Genomic DNA, 7893 nt, shown 5'->3' with positions numbered 1-7893 from the left:
GGCGCGGGGCGCCTGGGCGGCCACGCGCTCGATCTGCGACATGCCTTCCGGCGCCATCGCCAGCACTTCCACGCCTTCCGGGCAGGGCTTGTTGGAGAGCACGACCGCGTCGTCACCGAAGGCCTGGCGGACCAGGGCCATGGCTTCGCGGGAATTGCGGGCGGTAAAGCGTTTGACGTTCATGCCGTGCCTCCGATGATGGAGCCGATGCGGATCGTGTGCGTTTCAGGAATCTCGCTGTGTCCCAGGACCTTCAGCCGCGGCGCAGCGCGCTTGAGCAGTCGGGCCAGGGGCGCGCGGATCAGGTCAGGCACCAGCAGGCAGGCGGGCAAACCACGGTCCTCCTGGGACTGGGCGGTCTGGGCGGCACTCCGCGCAAGCGTGTCGGCCACACCGGGATCCAGCGCCGCGCCGTGAGGCGAGTGCAGGGCCTGCGTGACCAGGCGCTCCAGCTCCGGATCGAGGGCGATGACATCCAGTTCCTTGGCCGGACCGTAGATCTGCTGCACGATCGCCGGGGCGATGTGGATGCGGATGCGACGGGCCAGCTCGGCCGGATCGGTGGTCTGCGTGGCGTTCTCCGCCAAGCTTTCCACGATGGAGCGCATGTCGCGGATGTGCACGCCCTCTTCCAGCAGGAACTGGAGGACTCGTTGCAGGGCGGCGACATTGACCATCTTTGGAATCACGTCTTCGATGAGCTGAGGCGCTTGCTTGGTGAGGTGATCCACCAGCTGCTGGGTTTCCACCCGGCCCAACAATCGGGCCGCGTGAACTTGCAGCAAGTGTGAGAGATGCGTGGCCACCACGGTCGCGCAATCAACGACGGTAAATCCCGCCATTTGCGCCATATCCCGTTGCCGCTCCTCGATCCAGACCGCCGGGAGTCCGAAGGCGGGATCCGTCGTCGGCGTCCCGATCAGCTTCTGCGTCGCATGACCGGGGTTGATCGCCAGCCACATGCCCGGGTAGGCCTCCGCCTCGCCGATCACCGCGCCGCGCAGCGTCACGCGGTACTGGCTGGGGCGCAGCTCCAGGTTGTCCCGGATGTGCACCGAGGGCGGCAGGAAGCCGATGTCCTGCGCGAACTTGCGGCGCACGCCCTTGATGCGGCTCAGCAGGTCGCCTTCGCGCGACTTGTCCACCAGCGTGATCAGGCGGTAACCCACTTCCAGGCCCAGGGTGTCCACGGCCTGCACGTCGTCCCAGGAGGCCTCGGCATCGGGGTTCGGCGCGCCCGGCACCGGGGCGGCCGGCTTCTTCAGCTCGGCGGCCTGCTTGGCCTGCTCCTTGGTTCGCAGCCAGTACGCCAGATACCCCATCGCGCCGGCGATCATCAGGAAGACCAGGTGCGGCATGCCCGGGATCAGGCCCAGCAGGCCGATCACGCCGGCGGTGATGGCCACCGCCTTGGTCGAGCCGAACACCTGCGAGCCGATCATCTGGCCCACGTCCTTGTCCTTGCCCACGCGCGACACCACCAGCGCCGAGGACACCGAGATCAGCAGCGCCGGGATCTGGGCCACCAGCGCGTCGCCGACGGCCAGCAGGATGTAGCTGTCGGCGGCCTGGCCGGCGGACAGCCCGTGCTGGACCACGCCGATCACGAAGCCGCCGATGATGTTGATGAACAGGATCAGGATGCCGGCGATCGCGTCGCCGCGGACGAACTTCGAGGCACCGTCCATGGAGCCGAAGAAATCGGCTTCGTCGCCCAGTTCGGCGCGGCGGCGCTTGGCTTCCTTCTCGTCGATCAGGCCGGCGGACAGGTCGGCGTCGATGGCCATCTGCTTGCCGGGCATCGCATCCAGGGTGAAGCGGGCGCCGACCTCGGCGATGCGCTCGGCGCCCTTGGTCACCACGATGAAGTTGATGACCACCAGGATCGCGAACACGATCAGGCCGACGGCGAAGTTGCCGCCGATCAGGAAGTGGCCGAAGGATTCGATCACCTTGCCGGCGGCGCCGGCGCCGGTGTGGCCTTCCAGCAGCACCACGCGGGTGGAGGCCACGTTCAGCGACAGGCGCAGCAGCGTGGTGATCAGCAGCACGGTCGGGAAGGCCGCGAAGTCCAGCGGCTTGACCATCTGCGAGGCCACCAGCATCACCATGATGGACATGGCGATGTTGAAGGTGAAGAACAGGTCCAGGGCGAAGGCCGGCAGCGGCAGCACCATCATCGACAGGATGATGATGATGGCGATCGGTGCCCCGAGCGCCTGCACGATGGCGGCGCGGGGTCCGAGGAGGTTCTGCAAACGGGCCATCAGCTCGTTCATCGGGGTTGCCTTCTGCCTGGGTTCAACGGGGGACTCGACGAGACCATCGAGCCCCGCCATTGTTCGGCGGAGCCCCACCGTCCTTTAACCCGATAAGCGGGCCTTTTCCCCCCCGAACCGCGCCATTGGTGGAACCGCGCCATTGGTGGAGAGCGGCGGGCGGGACGGTGCCCCCTTGAAGCGAATGCCGAGCGGGCGCAGGCGTCTGAGCGGAAAGGGGGCACCGTCCTGCCCGCCGCTGGCTCGGTCTCCCGACGGCTCGGTCCCCCGCTGGGCGATCAGCCCGGACGCCCTTCAGGGAAAGCGTCCTCCGCCTCGTCCTCGGGCGGCGTCCAACCCGGCTTCTTGTGCGGGTCGAGCTCATCCGGCACGGCTGGGTTCGGAGCCGCGTTCGGCGCCATGCCCTGCCCCTTGAGCGCGGCCTTGAGCTGGTACACGTAGGCCAGCACCTGCGCCACTGCCCCGAACAGTGCGCCGGGAATTTCCCGGTCCAGTTCGGCGTGGGCGTACAGGGCACGGGCCAGGGCCGGCGCCTGCAGCACCGGCACCTTGCTCTCCTTGGCAATGTCGCGGATCTTGAAGGCCAGCAGGTCCAGGCCCTTGGCCACCACCCGCGGCGCGCCGAACTGGGTTTCGTCGTAGGCGATCGCGACCGCATAGTGGGTCGGGTTCATCACGACCAGGTCCGCCTTGGGCACCGCCGCCAGCATGCGGCGCTTCACCAGTTCGCGGGCCTTGTGGCGCATCTTGTGCTTCATCTCGAGGTTGCCTTCGGCTTCCTTGAGCTCGTTCTTGGCCTCCTCGCGGGACATCTTCAGCCGCTTCAGATAGAGGTGGCGCTGCAGCGGCACGTCGATGACGGCGAACAGCGCCAAGCACAGGCCCAGCATCATCAGCCCGCCCATCAGTTGCTTGCCCGCGAAGGCGAGCGCGGAAGGCAGCGGCACCGACATGATCCCGACGAAGCCTGCGATGCGGTCCTTCAGCGCGATCGCGCCGACGATGCCCAGCACCAGCGACAGCAGCACGGCCTTCAGCGCCGTGGTCAGGTTCTGCCACTGGAACAGGCGGCCGAAGCCGGTGACCGGGTTCAGGTGGGTGAATTTGGGGCTCAGCGGCTTCATCGTGAAGTTCCAGCCGCCCGAGGCGATGTGCGCCGCGATCGCGGCCATCGCCAGGATGAGCATCGCCGGCAGGCCGAGCACCATGCCCTGCCAGGTCAGCGCGGACAGCCGCTCGGTCATCATCCCGGCGGCGCGCAGCTGTTCGGCATCGAAACGCAGCGCCCCTTCGAGCATGTGCTGCAGCGTGTCGACCGCGTACGGCGTCGAGGTGGCGAACAACGCGGCCCCGGTGGCCATCACCGCGAAATGCGGCAGGTCCCGGGAACGCGGCAGCTGGCCCTCCTTGCGCGATCGTTCGATCTTTTTCTGCGAGGCGGGTAAGTTGCGGTCTTGTGCGTCTGAATCGGCCATGTGCGCAATGAGGACGCCGCAGCCCCATGCCGCAGCCTCGCCATTGTTCGGCCGCGCGCCGTTCGGGCTTGGCCCGATAAGCGGCGGAAATCAGCCGGTCTTCTCAGCCAGCCTTCAGCCCGTCGTTCCGGTCGCCCAGAAAGCAGAAACCCGCGCCTGGGCGCGGGTTTCGTCGAGGTGCCGGCTCGCGGCCGGCCGGGGCGATCAGAAGCCCAGCGAGGCCAGCAGGTCGTCCACTTCGGACTGGTTGGCCACCACGTCGGTACGGCCTTCGTGGCTGACGACCGGACCCTGCAGGATGCTGGGATCGACCTTCTCGCGCTGCTCCGGCGGCACCACCGAGACCAGCAGCTTCACCAGCGAATCTTCCAGGTCGTTGGCCAGGGTCACGACCTTGGCGACGACCTGACCGGTCAGGTCATGGAAGTCCTGCGACAGCATGATGTCGGTCAGGTGGGTGTCGATCTTGGAGGTCGAGGACTCGACTTCCTTGACGAAGTTGAGCACCGCGCCCGAGGCCACCGCGCGGACCGGGTCCGCGGTGATCGCCTGGGCCATCGCATTGGCGGCCTCGGTGATCTTGGCGTGTTCCGCCTTGGCCTGGTCGACCGAGTTCAGCACCTTGTTGGCGGCGTCGGCGGTCTTGTTGGCGATGTAGGTCAGACGGCTGCGCGCATCGGGCAGGCCGTCGGTGGCGACCTGCAGCTTGGGCATCACGCCCAGCTGCTGCATCGTGTCGTGCAGCACGCGGGTGATCGTGCCGATCTGCTGGAACACCTCGGGCGAGACCATCAGCGGCTCGTTGCCCTGCGACAGTTTGGCCAGTTCTTCCATCTGCATGGTGGACTCCCCAGCGTCAGGCCGCAGCGGCCAGCTTCTGCATGATCTTCTGGACCTTTTCCTCCAGCGTGGCCTTCGTGAACGGCTTCACGATGTAGCCCGCCGCGCCGCTCTGGGCGGCCAGGACGATGTCTTCCTTGCGGGCCTCAGCCGTCACCATCAGCACCGGCAGGTGCTTCAGCGAGGCATCCTCCTTGATGGCCTTGAGCAGCTCGAAGCCATTCATGTTGGGCATGTTGATGTCGCTGACGACGAAATCGTATTTCGCCTGTTTCAGCATGCTCAGGGCCTCGACGCCATCTTCCGCCTCTTCGGCGTTGTTGTAGCCGATCTCCTTCAGCAGACCGCGCACGATCCGGCGCATGGTCGAGAAGTCGTCGACGATCAAGAATTTCATGTCAGTGCTCATGGCGTTCCTCTGAGGGGACTGGAGGGCTGTGTTATCGGCCGGAGGGCGCGGAACTTGAGGCCTGCGGCGCGCTCGCCGCGGGATTCGCAGTGTCCTCGTCCTCGTCGGGCAGGTTCTTCAGCACCGCATCCTCGGCATCGCGATTCATCACGATGATGCTGATGCGGCGATTGACCTGGGCTTTGGGGTCTTTCGTGTCCAGCAGTTTGCTCGACGCCAACCCCTGCACGCGAAGGACCCGGGCATCCGGCAAACCGCCCGCCACCAGCTCGCGCCGTGAGGCATTGGCCCGGTCCGCCGACAATTCCCAGTTGCTGTATCCACGCTCGCCCGCAGAAAACGGCTGTGCATCCGTATGACCCTCCAGCGTGAGCCGGTTGGGCACCTCGGACAACACGTTGCCGAGTTCCTGCAGCAATTCGCGCATATACGGCTTCACCACCGCGCTGCCGCTGTCAAACATCGGGCGATTATTCTCGTCCACGATTTGGATACGCAAGCCCTCGCGGGTCATGTCGAGTCGGATTTGCCCACCTAATGCCGCAATTCGCGGGTTGTCGGCAATGATTTTCTCGACCTTGTCCTTCAATTGCTGCAGACGCACCCGCTCGGCGCGGCGCTGCTCTTCCTTGAGGGCCTTCAGGTTGATGGTTTTCCGAGGGGATTCGACGTCGCCGGCCTTGACCTGGCCGGTCTGGCGCGTCAGGTCCTGACCGCCGCCCTTGATGATGTGCGAGGCGTCGCCCGAACCCGAACCGCCGAACATCGCGACCTTCAGCGGCGAGGCGAAATAATCCGCGATACCCTTCTTGTCGCCCTCGGTCGTGGAGCCCAGCAGCCACATCAGCAGGAAGAAGGCCATCATCGCCGTCACGAAGTCCGCGTAGGCGATCTTCCACGCGCCGCCATGGGCGGCATGGCCGCCCTTCTTGACGCGCTTGATGATGATGGGCTGCAGTTTCTTGGCGTCACCGGCCATGGCAAATGACTCCGATCACTTCTTCTTCACGTGGCCTTCGAGCTCGCGAAGGTCGGGCGCTCGGTCGAGTAAAGCACCTTGCGGCCGAATTCGATCGCCACCTGCGGCGCATAACCCTGCATCGAGGCCAGCAACGTGGTCTTGATGCACTGCAGTTCCTTGCCGGCCTCGTCGACCTTGGCCTCGAGCGCGCCGGCCAGCGGCTCGGCGAACGCGTAAGCCAGCAGAATGCCCAGGAAGGTGCCCACCAGCGCCGAGCCGATCATGCCGCCCAGCACCGCCGGCGGCTGGCCGACCGAGCCCATCGTGTTCACCACGCCCAGCACCGCCGCGACGATGCCGAAGGCCGGCAATCCGCCCGCCAGGCGCTGCAGCGCGATCACGGCGAGGAAGGCCTCGTGGTGGTGCGTGTCGATCTCGGCGTCCATCAGGGACTCGATCTCGTGCGCGTTCAGGTTGCCGGACACCATCATCCGAAGATAGTCGGTGATGAACTCGGCCACATGGTGGTCGTTGCCCACGGTGGGATATTTCTGGAACAGCGGCGAGCTGTGCGGATCCTCGACATCCTTTTCAATCGACATCAGGCCTTCCTTGCGGGCCTTCTGCAGAATGTCGTAGAGCAGCGCCAGCAGCTCCATGTAGCGGGCCTTGGTGTACTTGCTACCCTTGAAACAATCGCCCAGGCCCTTGAGCGTGGCCTTCATGACCTTGGGCGGATTGGTGGCCAGCATGCCGCCGATCGCCGCGCCGAAGATGGTCGTCATCTCGAAGGGCAACGCATGCAGCACCACGCCGATGTTGCCCCCGTGCGCGATGAACACGCCGAAGATGCAAGCCAGGGCCAGCAGCCAACCGATGATGACAAACATGGAATTCGTTCCGTCCTGAAGTAACCGCCGCGTCCCCTCGCGGTCCGGGCCATCTCATCCCTTATCGACCGGCTCCCCGTCCGCTTGAGCCCCGGCCTGTGACGACCGGTGTGCCGTGCGGACGCCGATCGGGCGTCGCTGACTGATTGCGTTCGATGTGGGCGGCGTCCAAGGCGCTCAGGCCTGGAGTTCGCGCACCCGGTAGACATACAGCCGGTGGCGGGTGCCGGTGTCCAGCTGTGCGAAGACCGGCTGGCCCGGCAGCGGAAAATCCAGGCTCGCCAGCCAGGCGCCCGGCCGCATCTCGGTGCGCGCCTTGTCCAGCGCGCGCGGCATCGATTCGGGTCGCTGGAACAGGTAGACCAGGTCCATCTCGCGCCACGACTGGGCCCACAGGTCGCCCCGGGCGATCTCGGCCCAGGGGCAGCGCAGGCGGGCCAGCAGCCACAGGACGCCACTGTATTCAATGCCCGCGAAGCGCAGGCCCGGATAAGCGCGGCGAAGAGCCACCAATCCGTCGCCCAGCCCGCAGCCGGCGTCCAGGACGCGGGCGCCGTCGTGCAGCTTCACACGCTCGGGCAGCGCGCGTAGCGCATCGTGGGGGGTCGGATAAAGCGGCGCGTCGCTCCAGCCGCGGCGCGGATAGGCCAGCACCAGCACGGCCAGCGGGATCAGCCAGATCCAGGCCGGCAGGTCGGTGCCGGTGAAGAGCAGCGCCAGCGGAAAACCGGACGCCACGATCAGCCGGCGCCAGGCCTGGCGGTGGAGTCCGGCGAGGATCAGGCCCAGGCCCGAGGCGACGATCGCCGCCGGCCAGTCCGGGCCGAACAGGCGCCAGACGGCGAAGCAGGCCGCCCAGCTCAGCAGCGCCAGGGCCGGCCAGCGCAGGCCTCCCGGGGCGTCGGTGGAAGCGGCGTGGGGGAGTCGGGCGCCCATGGTGGCGGCCTCAATGCATCTGGATGCCGCCGGCCGCCTTGCCCTTGCCGGCGCGCGCCGGCGGGTTGCACAGGCCGCAGACGTAGTGCTTGGCGACCTCATG

6 protein-coding genes and 3 pseudogenes are annotated in these 7893 nt (G+C 66.7%); all 9 read right to left on the bottom strand.

Features of this window, described 5'->3' with window-relative positions; translation table 11 throughout:
• Positions 1-183, bottom strand: a pseudogene (locus FUT87_RS16245) (flagellar biosynthesis protein FlhF); the annotation flags it as partial.
• Positions 180-2279: a flagellar biosynthesis protein FlhA gene (flhA, locus tag FUT87_RS16240; protein ID WP_147241687.1), complete on the bottom strand. Its 2100-nt coding sequence runs from the start codon at positions 2277-2279 to the stop codon at positions 180-182. The gene flhA and the pseudogene FUT87_RS16245, both read right to left, overlap by 4 nt.
• A 278-nt stretch (positions 2280-2557) precedes the next feature.
• Positions 2558-3754, bottom strand: a complete 1197-nt coding sequence (locus tag FUT87_RS16235) for a flagellar biosynthesis protein FlhB (protein ID WP_091722425.1) — start codon at positions 3752-3754, stop codon at positions 2558-2560.
• 204 nt (positions 3755-3958) lie between these two features.
• A complete protein-coding gene (locus FUT87_RS16230) occupies positions 3959-4594 on the bottom strand; it encodes a protein phosphatase CheZ (RefSeq protein ID WP_175538181.1) in 636 nt (211 codons plus the stop codon).
• A gap of 16 nt (positions 4595-4610) precedes the next feature.
• Entirely contained in the window at positions 4611-5003 is a 393-nt protein-coding gene (cheY, locus tag FUT87_RS16225; protein ID WP_058934552.1) for a chemotaxis response regulator CheY, read from the bottom strand.
• Positions 5004-5034: 31 nt separating this feature from the next.
• Positions 5035-5982: a flagellar motor protein MotB gene (motB, locus tag FUT87_RS16220; RefSeq protein ID WP_147241686.1), complete on the bottom strand. Its 948-nt coding sequence runs from the start codon at positions 5980-5982 to the stop codon at positions 5035-5037.
• Positions 5983-5997: 15 nt separating this feature from the next.
• Positions 5998-6854 (bottom strand): annotated as a pseudogene (motA, locus tag FUT87_RS16215) (flagellar motor stator protein MotA).
• Between the two features lie 177 nt (positions 6855-7031).
• Entirely contained in the window at positions 7032-7790 is a 759-nt protein-coding gene (locus FUT87_RS16210; protein ID WP_091722410.1) for a class I SAM-dependent methyltransferase, read from the bottom strand.
• Positions 7791-7800: 10 nt separating this feature from the next.
• Positions 7801-7893 (bottom strand): annotated as a pseudogene (locus FUT87_RS16205) (FlhC family transcriptional regulator); the annotation flags it as partial.

It is taken from the genome of Mitsuaria sp. TWR114, from assembly GCF_007997345.1.
This window is presented reverse-complemented; position numbering and strand designations above follow the sequence as displayed.

What these genes read in the sequence shown, in the direction of transcription:
- flhA (WP_147241687.1), bottom strand. Translation starts at nt 2,279, where the DNA reads ATGAACGAGCTGATGGCCCGTTTGCAGAACCTCCTCGGACCCCGCGCC.
- FUT87_RS16235 (WP_091722425.1), bottom strand. Translation starts at nt 3,754, where the DNA reads ATGGCCGATTCAGACGCACAAGACCGCAACTTACCCGCCTCGCAGAAA.
- FUT87_RS16230 (WP_175538181.1), bottom strand. Translation starts at nt 4,594, where the DNA reads ATGCAGATGGAAGAACTGGCCAAACTGTCGCAGGGCAACGAGCCGCTG.
- cheY (WP_058934552.1), bottom strand. Translation starts at nt 5,003, where the DNA reads ATGAGCACTGACATGAAATTCTTGATCGTCGACGACTTCTCGACCATG.
- motB (WP_147241686.1), bottom strand. Translation starts at nt 5,982, where the DNA reads ATGGCCGGTGACGCCAAGAAACTGCAGCCCATCATCATCAAGCGCGTC.
- FUT87_RS16210 (WP_091722410.1), bottom strand. Translation starts at nt 7,790, where the DNA reads ATGGGCGCCCGACTCCCCCACGCCGCTTCCACCGACGCCCCGGGAGGC.